This window comes from Vibrio sp. 1249-1 (genome assembly GCF_033340495.1).
Map to the genome: position 1 here is coordinate 1 of NZ_JAWOWJ010001000.1, position 551 is coordinate 551.

At 45.6% G+C, this 551-nt stretch carries 1 protein-coding gene; it reads right to left on the reverse strand.

The genetic code is table 11. From position 1 onward, the window contains the following. Positions 1–471, reverse strand: a 471-nt coding sequence (locus R7Z50_RS30125; RefSeq protein ID WP_318150102.1) for an AbgT family transporter, incomplete at its 3' end; no start/stop codon positions are given. Between the last annotated feature and the right edge of the window lie 80 nt (positions 472–551).

Consider the following 551-nt stretch of genomic DNA (forward strand, 5'->3'; position numbering starts at 1 on the left):
GCCAAGCTCAGAAGCTGTGTTTGAAATGATACCAGCAAAAACAACCGTAACCGTCACCATACGTTGTGACGCGCCCATTACTAGGCCACGCATTGCTGCTGAAAGTAAGCCCGAGTATTCCGCAATTGCAACACCAAGCATCGCAACCAATACCGTGCCTAACGGTGCGAAACCAACAAAGTTTTTCACTAGATTGGTAACAATAAGCTCTAGGCCGTCAGCGTTAAGTAAGCTGACCACTTGAATCATGCCGTCTGCAGCACGACCTTTTGCTCCCTCAGGACGAGGATCGACAACCGATACTTCGAAGTAACCAGCTATACCCGACATCACCAAAATGGCTAAACAGAAAATGGCAAATAGTGTGATCGGGTGGGGCAACAGGTTCCCCAAATATTCGACAGTATCCAAAAAGCGCGTAAACAACGGCTTCTTAGGTGAGTTTTGTTTAATTGAAGCAGATGAACTCATCTGTTCCCTCCTTGTTTTTATTCCTATGCAATTGTGAAAAAAATGTCACAAAGCGAGCGAAGGGTACTTGAGTAAAGAGT